General features: G+C 68.8%; 17 protein-coding genes, 4 tRNA genes and 1 riboswitch. Of the genes, 16 read left to right on the forward strand and 5 right to left on the reverse strand.

The window, feature by feature from the left end:
• The first annotated feature begins 10 nt into the window (after positions 1-10).
• From FWJ67_RS06870 to disA, 3 genes are all read left to right on the forward strand, one after another.
• Positions 11-1,090, forward strand: coding sequence for a protein arginine kinase (locus tag FWJ67_RS06870; RefSeq protein ID WP_304173661.1), 1,080 nt, complete (start codon positions 11-13; stop codon positions 1,088-1,090).
• Between the two features lie 39 nt (positions 1,091-1,129).
• Positions 1,130-3,574, forward strand: coding sequence for an ATP-dependent Clp protease ATP-binding subunit (locus FWJ67_RS06875; protein ID WP_304173660.1), 2,445 nt, complete (start codon positions 1,130-1,132; stop codon positions 3,572-3,574).
• A 150-nt stretch (positions 3,575-3,724) separates the two neighbouring features.
• A complete protein-coding gene (gene disA, locus FWJ67_RS06880; RefSeq protein WP_304173658.1) occupies positions 3,725-4,819 on the forward strand; it encodes a DNA integrity scanning diadenylate cyclase DisA in 1,095 nt (364 codons plus the stop codon).
• A gap of 102 nt (positions 4,820-4,921) precedes the next feature.
• Here the strand turns inward: disA and FWJ67_RS06885 are convergent, their stop codons facing one another.
• Positions 4,922-5,359 (reverse strand): hypothetical protein, encoded by a 438-nt coding sequence (locus FWJ67_RS06885; protein ID WP_304173656.1) that lies wholly within the window; start codon positions 5,357-5,359, stop codon positions 4,922-4,924.
• A gap of 211 nt (positions 5,360-5,570) precedes the next feature.
• Between FWJ67_RS06885 and FWJ67_RS06890 the strand changes: the two genes are divergently transcribed.
• The 3 genes from FWJ67_RS06890 to ispD all read left to right on the forward strand — a co-directional run bounded on the left by FWJ67_RS06890 (position 5,571) and on the right by ispD (position 8,521).
• Positions 5,571-6,056 (forward strand): CarD family transcriptional regulator, encoded by a 486-nt coding sequence (locus tag FWJ67_RS06890; protein WP_414481702.1) that lies wholly within the window; start codon positions 5,571-5,573, stop codon positions 6,054-6,056.
• A gap of 124 nt (positions 6,057-6,180) precedes the next feature.
• Positions 6,181-7,266 carry a PIN/TRAM domain-containing protein gene (locus FWJ67_RS06895; RefSeq protein WP_304173651.1) on the forward strand — a complete coding sequence of 362 codons (1,086 nt, stop codon included), beginning with the start codon at positions 6,181-6,183 and terminating at the stop codon, positions 7,264-7,266.
• Positions 7,267-7,297: 31 nt separating this feature from the next.
• A complete protein-coding gene (ispD, locus tag FWJ67_RS06900; protein WP_304173650.1) occupies positions 7,298-8,521 on the forward strand; it encodes a 2-C-methyl-D-erythritol 4-phosphate cytidylyltransferase in 1,224 nt (407 codons plus the stop codon).
• A gap of 19 nt (positions 8,522-8,540) precedes the next feature.
• Here the strand turns inward: ispD and ribH are convergent, their stop codons facing one another.
• From ribH to ribD, 4 genes are read right to left on the reverse strand one after another with little or no spacing between them, the layout of a single operon-like run.
• On the reverse strand, positions 8,541-9,023 hold the full coding sequence (gene ribH, locus FWJ67_RS06905) for a 6,7-dimethyl-8-ribityllumazine synthase (RefSeq protein WP_369686573.1): 483 nt from the start codon (positions 9,021-9,023) through the stop codon (positions 8,541-8,543).
• Positions 9,020-10,255: a bifunctional 3,4-dihydroxy-2-butanone-4-phosphate synthase/GTP cyclohydrolase II gene (locus FWJ67_RS06910; RefSeq protein ID WP_414481701.1), complete on the reverse strand. Its 1,236-nt coding sequence runs from the start codon at positions 10,253-10,255 to the stop codon at positions 9,020-9,022. The genes ribH and FWJ67_RS06910 overlap by 4 nt, the downstream gene beginning before the upstream one ends.
• Positions 10,255-10,884 carry a riboflavin synthase gene (locus FWJ67_RS06915; protein WP_304173643.1) on the reverse strand — a complete coding sequence of 210 codons (630 nt, stop codon included), beginning with the start codon at positions 10,882-10,884 and terminating at the stop codon, positions 10,255-10,257. The genes FWJ67_RS06910 and FWJ67_RS06915 overlap by 1 nt, the downstream gene beginning before the upstream one ends.
• A 15-nt stretch (positions 10,885-10,899) precedes the next feature.
• Positions 10,900-12,078: a bifunctional diaminohydroxyphosphoribosylaminopyrimidine deaminase/5-amino-6-(5-phosphoribosylamino)uracil reductase RibD gene (gene ribD, locus FWJ67_RS06920; protein ID WP_304173641.1), complete on the reverse strand. Its 1,179-nt coding sequence runs from the start codon at positions 12,076-12,078 to the stop codon at positions 10,900-10,902.
• A gap of 86 nt (positions 12,079-12,164) precedes the next feature.
• Positions 12,165-12,314, reverse strand: a riboswitch (FMN riboswitch).
• Positions 12,315-12,394: 80 nt separating this feature from the next.
• Between ribD and FWJ67_RS06925 the strand changes: the two genes are divergently transcribed.
• From FWJ67_RS06925 to FWJ67_RS06970, 10 genes are all read left to right on the forward strand, one after another.
• A complete protein-coding gene (locus FWJ67_RS06925) occupies positions 12,395-12,847 on the forward strand; it encodes an NUDIX hydrolase (RefSeq protein WP_304173639.1) in 453 nt (150 codons plus the stop codon).
• Positions 12,848-13,253: 406 nt separating this feature from the next.
• Positions 13,254-13,988, forward strand: coding sequence for a serine O-acetyltransferase (gene cysE, locus FWJ67_RS06930; protein ID WP_369686572.1), 735 nt, complete (start codon positions 13,254-13,256; stop codon positions 13,986-13,988).
• The gene (cysS, locus tag FWJ67_RS06935; protein WP_304173637.1) at positions 13,930-15,402 is read left to right on the forward strand and encodes a cysteine--tRNA ligase; all 1,473 of its coding nucleotides are present in this window, start codon (positions 13,930-13,932) and stop codon (positions 15,400-15,402) included. The genes cysE and cysS overlap by 59 nt, the downstream gene beginning before the upstream one ends.
• Positions 15,375-16,208, forward strand: a complete 834-nt coding sequence (gene rlmB / locus FWJ67_RS06940; RefSeq protein ID WP_304173635.1) for a 23S rRNA (guanosine(2251)-2'-O)-methyltransferase RlmB — start codon at positions 15,375-15,377, stop codon at positions 16,206-16,208. Before cysS ends, rlmB begins: the two co-directional genes overlap by 28 nt.
• Positions 16,209-16,236: 28 nt before the next feature.
• Positions 16,237-17,535, forward strand: coding sequence for a VanW family protein (locus FWJ67_RS06945; RefSeq protein ID WP_304173633.1), 1,299 nt, complete (start codon positions 16,237-16,239; stop codon positions 17,533-17,535).
• Positions 17,536-17,797: 262 nt separating this feature from the next.
• Positions 17,798-18,469 carry an RNA polymerase sporulation sigma factor SigH gene (gene sigH / locus FWJ67_RS06950; protein WP_304173631.1) on the forward strand — a complete coding sequence of 224 codons (672 nt, stop codon included), beginning with the start codon at positions 17,798-17,800 and terminating at the stop codon, positions 18,467-18,469.
• A gap of 67 nt (positions 18,470-18,536) precedes the next feature.
• Positions 18,537-18,624: transfer RNA gene (locus tag FWJ67_RS06955), tRNA-Thr, on the forward strand.
• Positions 18,625-18,731: 107 nt separating this feature from the next.
• Positions 18,732-18,817, forward strand: a tRNA-Tyr gene (locus FWJ67_RS06960).
• Positions 18,818-18,844: 27 nt separating this feature from the next.
• Positions 18,845-18,919 (forward strand) — tRNA-Met (locus FWJ67_RS06965).
• A gap of 23 nt (positions 18,920-18,942) precedes the next feature.
• Positions 18,943-19,018, forward strand: a tRNA-Thr gene (locus FWJ67_RS06970).
• The last annotated feature ends 172 nt before the right edge of the window (positions 19,019-19,190 follow it).

Below are 19,190 nucleotides of genomic sequence, written 5' to 3' on the forward strand. Positions count from 1 at the left end.
GGGAGAGGCCATGGCACTCGATGAGATCCTCAAGCATCCGGTGGCCCAGTGGATGGTGGGCGACGCCCCGGCCAACGATATCGTGGTGGGAACCCGGGTTCGCCTGGCGCGAAACCTGCACGAGATTCCCTTCCCGGGGGTGGCCACCCGGACCCAGCTGGGGCAGGTGGTGGACCAAGTCCGGGAGGCGATCACCCACGCCGCCCAGGGGGACGGGCGGACGCCGAGATTGGGCCGGCTCCACTTCTTCACCATGGACGCCCTGTCCCCCCTAACGAAGCAGTTGCTGGTCGAGCGCCACCTGATCAGCCCGCAGCACGCCCAGACGGGGGCCGGGCACGGCGTGGCCCTGCGGGATGACGAGCGGGTCAGCATCATGGTCAACGAGGAGGACCATCTCCGGATTCAGGTCCTCCTGCCCGGGTTCCAACCCCAGGAGGCCTGGGAGATGGCCAACCAAGTGGACGATGCCCTGGATGCTCGGCTGGTCTACGCTTTCTCCGACGCGGTCGGGTACTTGACGGCGTGGCCCACCAATGTGGGCACGGGCCTGCGGGCGTCGGTGATGCTCCACCTGCCGGCCCTGGCCCGGGCCGGCCAGATCCGGGCGTTGATCAGCGCGGTGGCCCAGCTGGGCCTGACCGTGCGGGGGATCTACGGCGAGGGGACCGAGGCCTGGGGAAACCTCTTCCAGCTCTCGAACCAGGTGAGCCTGGGGCGCTCGGAGGAGGAGATCACCACCCACTTGGCCACCGTCGCCCGCCAGGTGATCCAGCAGGAGCGGCAGGCTCGGGAGGCGCTTCTTAACCGCCAGCGCATCGAGCTGGAGGATGCCATCTACCGCTCCTTCGGCATCGTCACCCACGCCCGGTCCCTTTCGACCAAGGAGGCCCTCCGCCTCCTGTCCGATGTGCGGCTGGGGATTGATCTGGGACTGATCAGCGGCATCCCTGAGACCATCCTGCAGGAGCTTATGGTCCGCATTCGTCCGGCGCACCTGCAGCGCTTGGTGGGCCGGGAGCTGTCGGCGTCGGAACGGGATCTCCAGCGGGCGACCTTGATCCGGGAACGGTTCAAGGTTCAGCGTTAGAATATCAAGGGAGAGCGTGTGAAGGAAGGTGCTTCCAGGATGTTTGGACGGTTCACCGAACGGGCGCAGAAGGTGGTCGTGCTCTCGCAAGAGGAGGCGCGGCGGCTGGGCCACAACGTGGTCGGCACGGAGCACATCCTCCTCGGTCTCGTCGCCGAAGGTGAAGGGGTTGCCGCCCGAGCTCTCCAGCAACTGGGCATCAGCCTCAACGGGGTCCGGGCTGAGGTGGAGAAGGTGATCGGCCGGGGTGAGAGCCCACCGACGGGCCAGATCGGCTTCACCCCCCGGGCCAAGCGGGTGCTCGAGCTGGCCTTCGATGAGGCCCGCCAGCTGGGCCACACCTACATCGGCACCGAGCACATCCTCCTAGGGCTCATCCGGGAAGGGGAAGGGGTGGCTGCCCAGGTCCTGCGGAACATGGGCGCCGACCTGGAGGGTGTGCGCAAGCAGGTGGTGGAGCTCCTGGGCGGCGGGGGCAGCGGCGGCCCGGGCAAGTCGGCCCGCTCCCGCAAGACCCCGACCTTGGACCAGTACGGCCGGGATCTGACCGAGCTGGCCCGGGAAGGGAAGCTGGATCCGGTCATCGGCCGGGAGAAGGAGATCCAGCGGGTGATCCAGGTCCTCTCCCGCCGGACCAAGAACAACCCGGTCCTCATTGGCGAGCCGGGCGTGGGCAAGACGGCCATCGCCGAAGGGCTGGCCCAGATGATCGTCAACGGCGATGTGCCCGAGACCCTGTTGGGGAAGCGGGTCGTTACCCTCGATTTGGGCGCTTTGGTGGCCGGGTCCAAGTTCCGGGGTGAGTTCGAGGAGCGCCTCAAGAAGGTGATGGACGAGATCCGCACCTCGGGGGATGTCATCCTCTTCATCGACGAAATGCACACCATCATCGGGGCGGGGGCGGCCGAGGGCGCCATCGACGCTTCCAACATCCTCAAGCCCGCCCTGGCCCGGGGTGAACTGCAGGCGATCGGCGCCACCACCTTGGATGAGTACCGGAAGCACGTGGAGAAGGACCCGGCGCTGGAGCGCCGGTTCCAACCGGTGATGGTGGAGGAGCCCACGGTGGAGGAGACCATCGCCATCCTCGAGGGCTTGCGGGACCGGTACGAGGCGCACCACCGGGTGAAGATCACCGACGAAGCCCTGCAGGCGGCGGCCAGGCTCTCGGACCGGTACGTGAGCGACCGGTTCCTGCCCGACAAGGCCATCGACCTGATCGACGAGGCCGCGTCCAAGGTCCGCCTCCAGGGGCTGATCCAGCCGCCCGAGCTGAAGCAGCTGGAGGAAGAGATCGAGGAGACCCGGGTGGAGAAGGAGGCGGCCATCAAGAACGAGGAGTTCGAGAAGGCGGCCAGCCTCCGGGACAAGGAGCAGAAGATGCGGGAGGAGCTGGAGCGGAAGCGGGCCCAGTGGAAGAACGACCGCTCCCGCACCGAGGCCACGGTGGACGCGGAGGACATCGCCGAGGTGGTCTCGGCTTGGACGGGGATTCCCGTCAACAAGCTCCAGCAGGCGGAGACGGAGCGGCTCCTCCACCTGGAGGCGATCCTCCGCCAGCGGGTCATCGGCCAGGAGGAGGCCATCGGCGCCGTCTCCCGGGCGATCCGGCGGGCCTTTGCCGGCTTGAAGGACCCCCGCCGGCCCATCGGTTCCTTCATCTTCCTGGGGCCGACGGGTGTGGGCAAGACGGAGCTGGCTCGGGCCTTGGCCGAGGCCCTCTTCGGCGACGAGGACGCCATGATCCGCATCGACATGTCCGAGTACATGGAGCGGCACACCGTCTCCCGGCTAATCGGCGCGCCGCCGGGCTATGTGGGCTATGAGGAGGGCGGCCAGCTGACCGAGCGGGTGCGCCGGCGGCCCTACTCGGTGGTCCTCCTCGATGAGATCGAGAAGGCCCACCCCGAGGTCTTCAACATCCTGCTCCAGGTGCTGGAAGACGGCCGTCTGACGGACAGCAAGGGCCGGACCGTCGACTTCCGCAACACCCTGCTCATCATGACGTCCAACGTGGGCGCCCATGAGATCCAGCGGGGGAGCGGCATCGGCTTCACCGTTCAGAAGGATGAGCGGGAGAGCTACGAGGTGATGCGGAAGACGGTCATGGACGAGTTGAAGCGGACCTTCCGGCCCGAGTTCCTCAACCGGATCGATGAGGTGATCGTCTTCCACGCGCTTAACCAGGAGCAGCTGAACGCCATCGTGGAGATCATGCTCCGGGACGTGAAGGCCCAGCTGCGGGAGCGGGGCTTCGAGATCGAGTTCACCGAGGCGGCCAAGGAGCTCATCACCAAGGAGGGGTTCGAGCCCGATTACGGCGCCCGGCCGCTGCGGCGGGCCATCCAGCGGCTGGTGGAGAACCCCCTCTCCGACGAGATGCTCCGGGGTGCCTTCCATGAGGGCGATGTGATCGTGGTGGACGCGGTCGACGGGAGCATGCGCTTCAGGAAGAAGGAGGTGGCCGCTCCCGTCGAGCCGTGACCGAGGGGAGCCCGGCGCCAGAACGCCGGGCTCCGCCTTTTGGGCATCCTGGGCCCCGATGGCCTGGGCTTCCGGAGGGCCTGGGCTCCACTAGTCGCCGGAAATGGCCGATGCTATAATCGCACTGAGGGAACGAACGGGGGGAGTCTCTTGGCGGCGGCCGATGGAAAGGCCCGGGGGGACGACCAGCTGCTCCAGGTTCTCCGCATGGTGGCTCCGGGCACCGAACTGCACGAGGCGCTGGAACACATCCTGCGGGCGCGGACGGGTGCCTTGCTGGTCCTGGCGGACAGCGATGAGGTCCTCTCCCTGGTCAACGGGGGCTTCCGCATTGATGCGCCCCTGCATCCTTCGGCCCTGTACGAGCTGGCCAAGATGGACGGAGCCATCGTCCTCTCCGGTGACGCCCGCCGCATCCTGTACGCCAACACCCAGCTGGTCCCCGACCCCATGATCCCCTCATTTGAGACGGGGACCCGGCACCGGACGGCGGAGCGGGTCGCCCGCCAGACCGGTGCCTTGGTGATCGCCATCTCCCAGCGCCGGAGCGTCATCACCCTCTACAAAGGCGATCTCAAGTACGTGGTGCGGGACATCGGCGTCCTGCTGGCCAAGGCCAACCAAGCCCTCGCCACCCTCGACAAGTACCGCTCCGTTCTCGATCAAGCCCTCAACAACCTGAGTGCGGTGGAGTTCGAGGACTTGGCCACCCTCTACGACGTGACCACGTGCATCCAGCGGGCCCAGATGGTGGCCCGGATCGGCCGGGAGATCGAACGGTACGTGGCCGAGCTGGGGACCGAAGGTCGCCTGGTCAAGATGCAGCTGGAAGAGCTGATGGTGGATGCCAAAGACGAAGGGCCCATGATTGTGCGGGACTACTTGGTGAAGTCGGGGGATGCGGAAGAGGCGGCCAAGGTCTGGGAGGCCATGCTGAACCTGGACGCCGATGAGCTGCTGGACCACAGCCTGATGGCCCGGCTCCTGGGCTACGGCACCTCCGGAGCCGCCTCCCTCGATCAGCCCGTCACCCCCCGGGGTTACCGGGTGGTCCGGAAGATCCCCCGGGTCCCCATGCCCGTCATCGAGAACCTGGTCAGCGTCTTCCAAACCCTGCCGAGCATCTTGAACGCGTCCATCGAAGAGCTGGACGATGTGGAAGGGATCGGCGAGGTCCGGGCGCGGGCCATCAAGCAAGGCCTGAACCGCCTCCGGGAGCAGGTCCTTCTCGACCGACACCTGTAGCCTGAAGAGCGTTGGAGCCTGGAGGCCGCTGGCAGGACCGGGCTGGACGGCACGAGCCAGCCCGCGGCGGGGAAGGGGCAGAAGAGGTAGGGGCTCAGAAGGCTAGCGGAGCCCGTAGGGACCGAGCAGGTCCATGTGCCGTTGTTCCTGGTCGATGACGTCCTGAACCTGGAGTCCCAGAATCTGGGCCAAAGCCGTCAGGTAAAAGAGGTGCTGGCCCATCTCGGTCTCCACGATTTCCCGGCACTGCTCGCACAAGGCTCCGGTCACGTGGGATTCCACAGCCTTCAAGGCATCCTCCAGGGTTCCGTCGGTGGGGAAGGTCTGCTTGCGCGCGTGCACCTCGATGCAGCCGCACTGGGTGATGGCCTTGGCCACCGCCCGTTGGAGGCGGGCCTGGGACTCCTGCAGCTTGGTGGCCAGGTCCAGAACGCTTCGGTGGCGGATCAGCTGACGGTTGACGGACTGCTGGAAGTGGGCGAGGTCCACGGAACGTGACGGCGCGTCGCCGGGGGCCTGGCTGCTCGGGGGGGTGGCCACGAGATCACGCTCCTTGGGGGGCTGAGGTACGGCCCCATTATAGGGATGGGCCAGCGAGGGTGTCAAGCGAGCCCCTGGCGGCGGAGGCCGGGCGCGCTGGGCGGGCGCGGCCCAGGGGCGGCCGCCCAAATTGACAGCGGGACGCAGGAAGGGTAGAATAATCACTGTACGGTCCTTCTTCGGGATGGGCCAATAAGGAGATGGGAGCTCGTTGGGACAGACTTTTGAGATTGGTGCCAAGGTGGTCTACCCCATGCACGGTGCTGGGGTCATTGAGGCCATCGAGGAACGGGAGGTCCTGGGGGAACGACAGAAGTACTACGTGATGCGCCTGCCCATCGGGGATATGAAGGTGATGATCCCCATTGCCAACGCCGAGGAGATTGGCTTGCGTGAGGTGATCGACGAAGAGGGCATCAAGAAGGTCTTCGAGATCCTCCAGGGCGAAGAGACCGAGATGTCGAGCAATTGGAATCGTCGCTTTCGTGCCAACATGGAAAAGATCAAGTCGGGAAACATCTTCGAGGTGGCCGAGGTGGTCCGCAACCTCGCCATCCGCGACCGGGAGAAGGGGCTCTCCACCGGTGAGCGGAAGATGTTGGATACGGCCCGGCAGATCTTGGTGAGCGAGCTGGTCCTGGCCCAGGACACCACCCCCGACCAGGTCGAGCACCGTCTTGCCGAGCTTTTTGCGTGAACGTCCTTCCGCAGCGCCCAGGCCACGTCGCGCTGCTTGTTCCTGCCTCGGGGTTCAGGCTGGATAGGATTCCAAGAACTGTGCACCCTACCATCGATCAAGGACGTGGAAGGGGGTGGGGGGAGTGTCCGTCGAAAGGGTCGCCCGGATCCTTCTGGCGGTCACTGGCCTCATCGCCGGTTATCAGGCGACCAACGCCATCATCGCCCACCCGGCCCTCTTCGGCCTGACCGGCGAACCATGGCGTCTCCTCCTCATCGGATCACTCTTGCTCGGCATGGTGGGCTACCTCCTGGGTCCCTGGCTCGTCCGGGGGATCCAGGCGGGGAGCCGCTGGATTTCGGGAACGGTGCAAGGGATTCCCACCGCTGACCTCCTGGCGGGCGCGGTGGGTCTTCTCATTGGTCTTATTCTTGCGCTCCTCATCACCTTGCCCCTCCCCGATCAGATCCCCTTGGTGGGGCCCTACCTGCCCCTGGCCATCACCGCCATCCTCGGCTACACCGGTTGGACGGTGGGCGTCAAGAAGCGGGAGGAGCTGGTCCAGTTCTTCCGCCTCCCCGCCGGGACGGAGCGGGGCCGCGCCCGGCGGTTCCGCTCGGGCACTCGGAAGATCCTGGACACCAGCGTCATCATCGATGGGCGGATCGCCGACATCTGCGCCACCGGCTTCCTCGAGGGCCCGCTGGTGGTGCCCCGGTTCGTGCTGGAGGAGCTCCAGCACATCGCGGACAGCTCCGACGTCCTCAAGCGGAATCGGGGACGGCGGGGGCTGGATGTGCTCCAGCGGCTGCAGGAGATCGCGCCGGCCATGGTCGAGGTGGTGGAGCGGGACTTCCCCGACCTGACCGAGGTCGACTCCAAACTGATCCGCCTGGCCAAAACCATGCAGGCCAAGATCGTCACCAATGATTTCAACCTCAACAAGGTGGCCGAGCTCCAAGGGGTTCCGGTCCTGAACGTGAACGATCTGGCCAATGCCCTCAAGCCGGTGGTCCTCCCGGGCGAGGAGATGGTGGTCCACGTCATCCGCGACGGCAAGGAACAGGGCCAGGGTGTGGGGTACTTGGACGACGGGACCATGATCGTTGTCGATGGCGGCCGCAAGCACATCGGCCAGTCCATCGAGGTCCTGGTCACCAGCGTGCTCCAGACCTCGGCGGGGCGGATGATCTTCGCCCGGCCCAAGCCGCTGGAGAAGGCCCTGTAGCCGCGGCACCAGCTCCAGAGGAGGGACCCCGATGAGGGTTGTCGCCTTGGTGCCCGCCGCAGGCCGCGGGGAGCGGATGCGGCGGGCGCTGCGCGCGCGGGGCGGGGAAGCCCCGGCGCCCAGAAAGCTTTTCCTCCCCCTGGCCGGCCGGCCCGTCCTCCAATGGACATTAGAGGCCCTGCAGCGCTCGCCGGCCGTCGAGGCCCTCTGGGTGGCGGCGCCGCCAGGGGAGACGGCGGCCCTGGAGGCCACCCTGGCCGCCTGGGGCCTGAACCCGGTGCATGTGGTGGAAGGCGGGGCGAGCCGCCAGGAGTCGGTTCGGCGCCTGCTGGAGGCCCTGCCTGAATCAGTCGAGTGGGTGGTGGTCCACGACGGCGCCCGTCCCCTGGTGGCCCCGGAGCTGGTGGAGCGGGTGCTGGCCGCCGCCCTCCGGGAGGGGGCGGCCGCGTGCGGCCTTCCGGTCCATGAGACGGTCAAGCGGGTCGATGGGACAGGGCTGGTGGTGGAGACGGTGGACCGGGAGGGCCTGTGGACCATTCAGACGCCTCAGGCCTTCCGGCGAGATCTCCTCCTCCAGGCCCACCGCCAGGCCCTGGCCGACGGGGCGTCGGGAACGGACGACGCCGCGCTGGTGGAGCGCCTAGGCCGTCCCGTCCGCGTGGTCCCCGGCCACCCGGCGAACCTGAAGGTGACCACACCCGACGACTTGGTCCGGGCCGAGGCTTGGCTCCAGCGCCCGGAAGGGCTGGCGACGGCCGTGCCCCCGGCCTGGGGCCTCCGAGCCGGCTTTGGCTTTGATGTCCACCGGCTGGCGCCCGGGCGGCCCTTGATCCTGGGCGGGGTGACCATCCCCTGGGAGCGGGGCTTGGTAGGCCACTCGGATGGAGACGCCCTCTCCCATGCCATCGCCGACGCGCTCCTGGGCGCGGCCGGCCTGGGGGACTTGGGGGGCCACTTTCCTGACGATGATCCGGCCTTTGCCGGGGCCTACAGCCTGGGCCTCCTCCGGCGGGTGGTGGAGGCGGTGGACGAGGCGGGGCTTCAGGTGGTGGCGGTGGATGCCACCATCCTGGCCCAGGAACCCCGCCTGGCCCCCTACGTGCCCGCCATGGTCGCCAAGCTGAGGGAGGTCTTGGGGGCCCAGGCGGAGGTCAATGTGAAAGCGACCCGCCCCGAGGGTCTGGGCGCCCTGGGGCGGGCCGAAGGGATCGCAGCCTTCTGTGTGGCCATCTGCGCTCCCCGGGTGGTGGGGTAGCAGGGGCGGGTCCGGGCCGTCAGGCGGGGGGTGCCTGCCACCGGCGGAGGAGGTTGGCCATCTCCACCGCGGCCTGGGCCGCCTCGGCCCCCTTGTTGCCCGCCTTGCCGCCGGCCCGGTCCAGGGCCTGCTCCAGGTTCTCGGTGGTCAGCACGCCCAGGGTGCAGGGAATCCCCGTGGTGAGGGCCACTTCCTGGATGCCCCGAATGGCCTCCTGGGCCACGTACTCGAAGTGCGCGGTCTCGCCCCGGATCACCACCCCCAGGCAGACCACCGCGTCCACCTGGCCCGAGCGGGCGAGGGCCAGGGCGGCGACCGGCAGCTCAAAGGCGCCCGGCACCCGGGCTACCTGGATCCCTTCAGCCGGTACCCCCAGCCGGCTCAGCTCTGCCAGGGCTCCGTCCAGGAGCCGGTCGGTCACCAGGCTGTTGAACCGGGAGGCGATCACGCCGATCCGGAGCTGACGTCCGTCGAGGGAAGCTTCCACGGGTGCGGGCCTCATCCTTGGGTCACCCTTTCTGCGAGAGCCTCTTCCAGCCAATGGCCCATCTTGGTCCGTTTGGTCTCCAGGTAGCGACGGTTGCTGGGGTTGGCCCCGATCTCCAGCGGCACCCGCTCCACCACCTCAATCCCGTAGCCTTCCAGGCTCCGGACCTTGTCGGGGTTGTTGGTCATGAGGCGGACCGACCGGACACCCAGGTCCTTGAGGATCTGGGCGCTGATGCCGTACTCCCGGAGATCGGCGGGGAAACCCAGGGCGTGGTTGGCCTCCACCGTATCCAGCCCCTGATCCTGGAGGGCGTAGGCCCGGATCTTGTTGAGAAGGCCGATGCCCCGGCCTTCCTGGCGCATGTAGATGAGGACGCCCCGGCCCTCCCACTCGATGTGCTGGAGGGCCGCTTCCAGCTGGGGCCCGCAGTCGCACCGGAAGCTCCCGAACACCTCGCCCGTGAGGCACTCGGAGTGGACCCGGACCAGGACGGGCTCGCCGTCGTCCACCTCACCCTTGACCAGGGCGACGTGGTGTTCCCCGGGAGCGATGGCCTCGTAGCCCACCAGGCGGAAGGTGCCGTGCTCGGTGGGCAGGCGGGTCTCGGCCACCGGCCGGACCACCTGCTCATGGTGCATCCGGTACCGGATCACATCCCGGACCGAGAGCAGGACCAGCCCGTGCTCCTGGGCGAAAACCTCCAGCTCGGGACGCCGGGCCATGGTGCCGTCGGGGTTCATGATCTCGCAGATGACCCCCACGGGCTGGAGACCGGCCAAGCGCATGAGGTCCACCGCCGCCTCGGTGTGCCCCGCCCGGCGCAGGACCCCGCCCGCCTTCGCCTTCAAGGGGAAGATGTGGCCGGGCCGGATGAGATCCTCCGGCCGGGTGGCCGGGTCGGCCAGGAGCTGGACGGTCCGGGCCCGTTCCGCCGCGGAGATGCCGGTGCGCACCCCCCGGGCGTCGACGGAGACGGTGAAGGCGGTCCCCATCGATTCCTCCCCCTGGTCGACCATCAAGGGCAGCTGGAGCTCGGCCGCCCGCTCCGCGGTCATGGGTACGCAGACCAACCCCCGGCCGTACCGGGTCATGAAGTTGATGGCCTCCGGTGTCGCCTTCTCCGCGGCCATCACCAGGTCGCCTTCGTTCTCCCGGTCTTCATCGTCCACGACGATGATCATCCGGCCCGCCCGAAGGGCCTCCAGGGCCTTCTCCACCCGTTCCAGAGCGGTCTTGGGGTCCATTAGGGGGTCACCTCCTGACCCGGCACCGCGCCGGCTTGGAGCAGGGTCTCCATGTACCGGGCGAGCGCATCCACCTCAACGTTGATCCGGTCACCCGGCTGCCGGCGGCCGAGGGTGGTCACCTCCCATGTGTGGGGGATGATCATGACGGCCACCTGGATTTGGTCGCCGACCTGGCGCCGCGCCGCGATGGTCATGCTGACGCCGTCCAGGGCGACGGAGCCCTTGTAGGGCATGTACTTGGTCAGGCTCTGGTCGGGCAGGAGCCACATCCGGTGGCTCTCCCCCTCGGGCAGCACCTCCACCACCTGGGCCGTGCCGTCCACGTGGCCCAACACCATGTGCCCGTCCAGGCGGCCGTTCATCTGCAGGGCCCGCTCCAAGTTGACGGGGTGGCCCGGCGCCAAATCCCCCAGGTTGGTCCGAGCCAGGGTTTCAGGCGCACACTCGACGGTGAAGGTGGCCGCATCCCGCTCCACCACCGTGAGGCACGTGCCGTTGACGGCGATGCTGGAGCCGATCTCCAGGTCGTCCATCACCTTCTCGGCCTGGATGACCAAACGGGTCAGCCCCTCCCGGCGCTCGACGGCCTGGACCTGGCCCATCTCCTCCACGATGCCAGTAAACATCAGTCTCCCCCTCCCTCACGATGCCGCGGGCGACGCCTCCGCCGCCCGGACAGGAACCCCTTCAAAGACCACATCGCTCCCCACACGCCGAACGCGCCCGGGCTCCAGGCGCCACCCCTCGGCCAGCCGGTCCTTGGGGTGGCCCGCCACCGCGGGCACCCCTCCCGGATCGCCGAGGATGCGGGGAGCCACATACCAGCTCACCCAGTCGACCAGGCCTTGCTCCAGGAGGGCCGCGGCCAGCCGGGACCCCCCCTCCACCAGGACCGAGGCGATCTCCGCCTCACCCAACCGGCGGAGGAGGGCCTGCAGATCCAGGCCGGTCCCAGGGCTGGCAGGATCGGGCGGAAGCCGCCAGACCTGGACTCCCCTGGCCAGCAGCTCCCGCTCCGTCGCCGGCGAGGCGTCGGGACCCGTGGCGACCACGGTGGGGATCGCCCCCGCGGAGGTGACCAGCTGGGCATGGAGAGGCAGCTGGAGGCGGCGGCTCACCACCACCCGCCAGGGCTGGTGGATGCCCCCGGGGGGCTCCACATCCCGGACGGTGAGGGCCGGATCATCGATCCGGACGGTCCCGGCTCCGACCATGACCGCCCCGGAGCTGTGACGGAGCCAGTGGACCTCCTGGCGGGCTGCGGGCGAGGTGATCCAGCGCGCGTCGCCGGTGCGCGCCGCCAGCCGGCCGTCCAGGGTGCTGGCCAGCTTCAGGTGGACCCACGGCCGGCCGAGGTGGATGTAGGTGGGAAACCAGGGGTTGATCGCCTCGCTCTCGGCCGCCCTGAGCCCCACGTCCACGGTGATGCCGGCCTGCCGCAGGCGCTCGATGCCTCCACCGGCGACCCGGGGGTTGGGGTCCCGGGCCGCCACCACCACCCGCTGGATCCCGGCGGCCAGGATGGCCTCGGTGCAGGGGGGCGTCCGCCCCTGGTGGCTGCAGGGTTCCAGGGTGACGTAGAGGGTGGCGCCTCGGGCCCCCTCGCCCGCTTCCCTCAGGGCCAGGACCTCGGCGTGGGGCTCCCCGGCCCGGCGGTGGAACCCCTGCCCCACCACCTGGCCGTCCCGCACCACCACCGCGCCCACCGCCGGGTTGGGCTGGCTGTGCCCGATCCCCTGGCGGGCCAAGGCCAGGGCCTGGCCCATCCACCGGTGGTCGTCGGCGCTGAAAGGATCCGGAGCGGCCTCCCGAGTCTCCACCCAACCTGTCCCCCTTGCCGCACCCCAACAAAAAACCCCGGGGGCGAAAACACCCTCGGGGCACAAGACGGCCGCGCGCGGTCGCCTGGGACCTTCTCCCATCCGGACTTTACCGTCGGCCCCGGATTCGCACCGGGTCAACCCTGATGCCAGGGCTCGTGGGCTCGCGGCGTGTGGCCGCATCACCACCGGTCGGGAATTGCGCCAGAGGCGCTCACCCTGCCCCGAAGGTCCTGATCGATTGCACTTCCAGGATATCACCGAACGGCCGGCGAAGCAACGACCTTGCTCCAAGGCGGCAAAGGAGGGTGAGGGGTTGCGGCGGCGCTGGACGGTGGCGGTCTTCGTTGTCCACCAGGGGCGGGTGCTCCTCCTCTGGCACCGGAAGCACCAGACGTGGCTGCCCCCGGGAGGCCACATCGAGCCCGACGAGCTGCCCGATGAGGCGGCCCGCCGGGAGGTCCGGGAGGAGACGGGGCTGGAGGTGGAGCTGGTGGGGCCCCGGGGGCTTCCCGGCCTGGAGCAGCCCCGTCAGCTGGTGGTCCCGGCCGGAATCCAGGTGGAGCCCGCGGGCCCTGGCCGGGAGCACATCGACCTGGTCTACCTGGCGCGCCCGGTGCGGCTGGGTCCCCTCCGGCCCAATCACGAGTCGGACCACCTGGACTGGTATGGGCCCGACCGCCTGGCCACCCTCCCCCTCCGGGAGGATGTCCGGCGCTGGTGCCGCCGGGCCCTGGAGGAGTTGGGATCCGGGGAGGCACGGGCCTGAGGGTCCGGTTGACGCTTGCTGGGCCCAGTTCCTATAATGGATCCACCTCTGAGGGATCCACCTCGAGGCCCGCTGGGAGCCGGCCTCGGGGCGAGGATGCATCGAAGGCGATGAAGGGAGAAGGGCCCAAGGTCCGGCCTCCAGAGAGGGGCGTCCCGGCTGCGAGCGCCCTGGCCCGCCTGGTGCCGGTGCCTCCCGGAGCTGCCCGTCCGAACGCCCACCGCGGCCAGTAGGGCGTGCCGGTTCCGCCCGTTACTGCGGAGGACGCTGGACGTCCGCAACGAGGGGGCCCGTTCTGGGGGCGGGCCAAGCAGAGTGGAACCGCGGGGAGACCCGTCTCTGCAGGCAGGCTGCGAGGCGGGCTTTTTTCTTGGGGCCAGGTGCAGGGGTTGTGAGGGGGAAGGGCATGTTTGAACGGATCAAGCGGGACATCCAGGTGGTCTTCGAGCGGGACCCGGCCGTCAAGAGCGTCTGGGAGGTCATCTTGGCCTATCCGGGCTTCCACGCCATCCAGATCCACCGAATCGCCCACTGGCTCTACCGCCGCCGGCGCTACGTTTTGGCCCGGGTCGTCTCCCACATCGGCCGGTTCCTGACGGGCATTGAGATCCACCCGGGGGCGAAGCTGGGCCCCGGCCTCTTCATCGATCACGGCATGGGCGTGGTCATCGGCGAGACCGCTGAGATCGGGGAGAATGTCACCCTCTACCAGGGCGTTGTCCTGGGCGGGACGGGCAAGGAGAAAGGGAAGCGGCACCCGACCATCGGCAACAATGTGGTCATTGCCGCAGGGGCCAAGGTGCTGGGCTCCTTCAAGGTGGGGGACGGGGCCAAGATCGGGGCGGGGGCGGTGGTCCTCCAGGAGGTGCCCCCCAACTCGACGGTGGTGGGGGTGCCCGGCCGGGTGGTGGTCCAGGACGGCCGGCGGGTGGACAGCATCGATCTGGACCACGCCCGCCTGCCGGATCCGGTGGCCAGCGCCCTCCAGGCCCTGGAGGCTCGGCTCGCAGCCTTGGAGGCTCGCTTGGACGCCCTGGAGAAAGGGATGCAGAATGGAAGCGGAGCACAGGGAGGTCAGGACGGTGCCCATCCAGATCTACAACACGCTCACCGGGAAGAAGGAGCCTCTGGAGACCGTTGAACCGGGCCGGGTGAAGATGTACTCCTGCGGGCCGACGGTCTACGACTACTTTCATGTGGGGAACGCCCGGGCCTTCGTGGTGCCTGACGTGATCAAGCGGTACCTGCGGGACCGGGGCTACCAGGTCCTCCACGTCCAGAACGTGACCGATATTGATGATAAGATCATCCAGCGGGCCCAGAGTCTGGGGGTCTCGGTGGACGAGGTGGTGGACCGCTACACCCGGGCCTACCTGGAGGACCTCCTCCGGCTGGGGTGCGAGATGCCCACGGTCCTCCCCCGGGCCCGGGACCACGTGGGCCCCATGATCGACCTGATCCGGGTCCTCTTCGACAACGGCCTGGCCTACGCTGCCGGCGGCGACGTCTACTTCTCCGTCGAACGGTTTCCCCGCTACGGCCAGCTCTCCCGCCAGGAGGTGAGCCAGCTGGAGGCGGGCGCCCGGGTGGAGGCCTCGGCCCACAAGCGCCATCCGGCCGACTTCGTGCTCTGGAAGGCCGCCAAGCCGGGGGAGCCTTGGTGGGAGTCGCCCTGGGGCCGGGGGCGGCCTGGCTGGCACCTGGAGTGCTCCGCCATGTCCATGGCCTACCTGGGGGAGCGCTTCGACATCCACACGGGCGGGGCTGACTTGATCTTCCCCCACCACGAGAACGAGATCGCCCAGAGCGAAGGCGCCGTGGGGCACCCGGTGGTCACCTACTGGGTGCACAACGGCTACATCAACGTGGACGGCGAGAAGATGTCCAAGTCCCTGGGCAACTTCTGGCTCTTCCGGGACGTGGCCGACCGCTGGGGCGCGCCGGTGGTCCGGGCCCTGCTCCTCTCCAAGCATTACCGGACGCCCATTGACTTCACCGAGGAGGCGCTGGAGGCCCAAGCCCGGGGTTTGGAGCGGCTCTACCGGACGGTGGGCGACCTGGCTCGTCGCCTCCACCCCGACGCCCCCCAGCTCTCCTCTGAGGCGGCGGCCGCCGGGCCGGCTGAACAGGCGCTGGAGCGGGTCCTTCAGGAGAAGGAAGCCGCCTTCCATGAGGCGATGGAGGACGACTTCAACACCGCCATGGCCCTGGCCCGCCTCTTCGAGCTGGCCCGGGAGGTGAACCGGTACCTGACGGAGGCGGAGCCCGCGCCCCAGCCGGGCCCCCAGCCCACCCTCCACCGGGCGTACCGGCTCCTCATCCGGCTGGGCGGCATCCTGGGCCTGCGGCTGGACGAACCGCTGCACTCGCGGGCGGACGACGGGGAGCTCCTGGTTCCCTTGGTCGACCTCATCCTGGAGGTGCGCCAGCAGGTCCGGAGCGAGCGGCGCTTTGATCTGGCCGACCAGATCCGGGACCGGCTGAAAGCCCTGGGCATTCAGGTGGAGGATACCCGGGAGGGCGCGCGGTGGATCCTCAGCGACGCAAGCCGGTAAAGGGCCGAAACCCCCGACGGGAACGAGCCCGCCTCAGCCGGGTGGAGGGGCGCCAGGCGGTGCTGGAGATGCTCCGTTCGGGCCGGCCCATCGACCGCCTTCTCGTGGCCGAGGGCCGGCGGGGCCGCACTTGGGAGGAGCTCCTGCAGGCGGCCGAAGCGCGCCAGGTCCCCATCGAGTGGGTGGCGCCGGACGATCTGAACCGGCTCAGCCAGACGGGCCGCCACCAGGGCGTCATCGCGGAAGGACCCGCCCCCGCCCCCTGGAGCCTGGGGGAGCTCCTCCAGACCCTCGCCCCCAGGGAGGAGGCCCTCCTCCTGGCCTGCGACCAGGTGCAGGATCCGCACAACCTGGGCGCCCTCATCCGGAGCGCCGACGCCGCCGGCGCCGACGGGGTGGTGGTCCCCGCCCGGCGGAGCGCGACCGTGACCCCGGCGGTGGAGCGGGTGGCCGCTGGCGCCACCAGCTACCTCCCCTGGGTGGAGGTGGTCAACCTAGCCCGGGCCCTGGTCCAGCTCCAGGAGGCGGGCTTCTGGGTGATGGGGCTTGATCCCGCTGGAGCCCGGAACCTCTGGGAGGTGGAGCTGCCGCCCCGGCTGGTGGTGGTGGTGGGCTCGGAAGGGGCGGGCTTGCGGCCCCTGGTGCGCCAGCGGTGCGACGAGCTCATCCGGATTCCCATGCGGGGCCACGTCAGCTCCCTCAACGTCTCGGTGGCGGGGGCCCTCTGCCTCTTCGAGGTCCTCCGCCGCAGGATCCTGGCGGAGGAGGCGGAAGGCACCAGTCCACCGGCCAGGGGCGGCGCATAGACTAGGGGCGAAAGGCGGGGATGGGGCCATGGCAAGGCTTGGCCGCCAGGTCGCCGGCCTGGTGACGATCCTCTGGGTCGCGGCCCTCATCGTGCTCTCCTACAGCCCTGGGTTCCTGACCGCCGCGCCCGAGCCCTGGTCCGCCCCGCGCCTGGAGGCCTTGGACGAGGCCCTGGCCCGGCGAGAGGTCCACCTCTGGGTGGAGGGGAGCGACCAGACGTGGCGCCTCACCGGGGCCGATGTGGCCCTGCGGGTGGACTGGGTGGCCACCCGGGCCCTGGCCGCCGCGCCGCCCCGGCCTGAGAGCCCCGACCTCCCCGTGGTCACGCTGGAGGCGTGGCGGATCCGCAGCTGGCTGCGGGAGCGGGTGGCCGGCTCCGTCCGGGTGGATCCCGTCCCCGCCAGGCTCGATGCCCAGGGCCGGGTGATCCCCGACCAGCCCGGCCGGCGGCTGGACCTGGACGAGGCGGTCCGCCGGGTCGAGACGGCCTTCCGCCGCCTGGGGGCCGGTCCCGGGCCCCTCCGGATTCAGCTGCCCGTGGTCGCCACCCGGGCTGAGGTGACCGCGGAACGATTGGAGGCCCTGGCGCCCTGGACTCGCCTCAGCTCCTTCACCACCCGCTTCGATCCCGATGACGTCAACCGGGCGACCAACATCCGGCTGAGTGCCTCCCTCTTGGACGGCACCCTGGTGGAGCCGGGCCAGATCTTCTCCTTTAACGACGTGGTCGGCCTGCGCACTGAAGCCCGGGGCTTCCTGCCGGCGCCCATCATCGTCAGCCGGCGGCTGGTGGCCGGGATCGGCGGCGGGGTTTGCCAGCTGTCGTCCACCACCTACAACGCCGCGCTCTTGGCTGGGCTGGAGGTGGTGGAGCGGCGCCACCACTCCATCCCCGTGACCTACCTCCCCCTGGGGCGGGATGCCACCGTCCTCGACCGCCTCATCGACTTGCGCTTTCGCAATACCTTGAGCCATCCCGTCCTGATCCAGAGCCTGGTGGAGGGCGACCGGCTGATCGTCACCCTCTGGGGCCACCCCGGCGACCGCCAGCAGGTGGAGGTCCGGACCCGCCTGATCCAAGAGGTGCCGCCTCCGTTCCAATGGGAGGATGGGACCGACGTGAGGGACCTGCCGCCGGGCCTCTCGGTGCACGAGCTGGAAGTGGTCGTCCCCGGCCGCCCCGAGTACGTGGTGGAGACAGAGCGGCTCTTCTTCGGGACGGATGGCCAAGTGGTGCGAACTGAGAAACTCTCCAGGGATCGCTACCTGCCCGAGCCCCGCATTGTGCGGCCGCCCGGGCCCCTCCAGCCCCCCGCCCAGCCGTGATGAGACGGGATGGGACGGGCCCGATGGGCCGAAAGGGCCTTTCTTGACGCTTCTCGCGAGCCTAGTGTATAATCCGCGTGGACGACTTGTCCGGTTGAGAGGCTCCCCAAGACCAGCACGGCCGGTTCCCCAGAACCGGCCGTAACGGCAGGTCGGCCCCTGGAAGGGGCCGGAGAAGCCACCACAACGCAGGGAATCCGTCTCCATTTCCCGAGCGGCGCATCTGGACTTGAATGAATCTTCCTATGGGGGCGATTTTGCTTTGAGCCTTCCCGCCCGTAAAGAGGCGTCTCGCCGAGAACTCTACGAGCTATTCGAGCGACTGGACGACGAGGAAGTCGTCGAGTTCGCGCGGGAGGGTGAGGAAGCGGCCCTCGAGTACCTGATCGACAAGTACCGCAACTTCGTGCGGGCCAAAGCCCGTTCCTACTTCCTCATCGGGGCCGATCGCGAGGACATCATTCAAGAGGGTATGATTGGCCTTTACAAGGCGATCCGGGATTTCCGGGCCGAGAAGTTGGCCTCCTTCCGGGCCTTTGCGGAGCTGTGCATCACCCGTCAGATGATCACCGCCATCAAGACGGCGACCCGGCAGAAGCACATCCCGCTCAACTCGTACGTCTCGCTGAACAAGCCGATGTACGACGAGGAGTCGGACCGGACCCTCATGGACGTCCTGGCCGGGAGCCGGATCAGCGATCCTGAGGAGCTGGTCATCAGCCAGGAGGAGTTCAACGACATTGAAAGCAAGATGAACGGCTTCCTTAGCCCGCTGGAGTGGCAGGTGCTCATGTCCTACCTGGAAGGGAAGTCGTACCAGGAGATCGCGGACGATCTCTCCCGGCACGTCAAGTCCATTGACAACGCCCTGCAGCGGGTGAAGCGGAAGCTGGAGCGGTACTTGGAGCGGCGGGAGATGGAGAGCCGCTCGTGAGGGCTGGGCCGGGCCGGAGCCGTTGACGGCGAGGCCAGAGGCCGTTAAGATTCAACATGGAGTTCAGGCCGGCGTAGCTCAACTGGTAGAGCGGCTCCCTTGTAAGGAGACGGCCCGAAAGGGAATTGCGGGTTCGAGTCCCGCCGCCGGCTCCAGGGCCGGACCGGTCGGTCCGGCCCTTCACCGTCTCAGGGGAGCCGGCCTTGACGCTCCGTCGCGGCCCTGCTATAATCGTCCTTGCGGCTCGGGCGGTTGCCGACGCGGAGGGATTCCCGAGCTGGCCAAAGGGGGCAGACTGTAAATCTGCTGGCGTTGCCTTCGGAGGTTCGAATCCTCCTCCCTCCACCAAGCAGGCAACCGTCCGTGCCACCGCGACGCGGGGTGGAGCAACGGTAGCTCGTCGGGCTCATAACCCGGAGGTTGCCGGTTCGAATCCGGCCCCCGCAACCAACCGGCCGGCGACGCCGGCCCCTGCCCGCATAGCTCAGTCGGTAGAGCGCCTCCATGGTAAGGAGGAGGTCGGCGGTTCAAGTCCGCCTGCGGGCTCCAATCCAAACCGATGGACCATGGCCTCCAGCATGCTGGAGGCCATTTTTTCGTGCAGCGCCCGCCCGATGATTGGCCGTCTCGCCCGAGGGGCATCCTCCAAACCTTGGAGGGATGGCTATGGCGAAGCAGAAGTTCGAGCGGACCAAGCCGCACGTGAACGTGGGGACCATCG

Source organism: Limnochorda sp. (assembly GCF_047459355.1).
In the GTDB taxonomy this organism is placed as follows: Bacteria; Bacillota; Limnochordia; order Limnochordales; family Limnochordaceae; genus Limnochorda.